Below are 203 nucleotides of genomic sequence, written 5' to 3' on the forward strand. Positions count from 1 at the left end.
TGGCTCACCGACGAATGTTGCGTCGCCGCCGCCGTCACGCTTTCCCAAGGGACAATCCAGTACTCGCCATCTGCTTGTGGTACACACACCTCGCGGCGTTGTCGGTTGAAACGTACGGGGAGTGGCACTTCGCGGAACAGGCCCTGGATTACAAAGCAGATAGGGAGGCCTGTAATACAAGCCCCCAATATCAGTGCGTCAGG

1 pseudogene is annotated in these 203 nt (G+C 58.1%); it reads right to left on the reverse strand.

The window, feature by feature from the left end:
* Window positions 1–203: pseudogene (locus ACQRAX_RS25815) on the reverse strand (hypothetical protein); the annotation flags it as partial.

Source organism: Pseudomonas sp. UM16 (genome assembly GCF_050312595.1).
Classification (GTDB): Bacteria; Pseudomonadota; Gammaproteobacteria; order Pseudomonadales; family Pseudomonadaceae; genus Aquipseudomonas.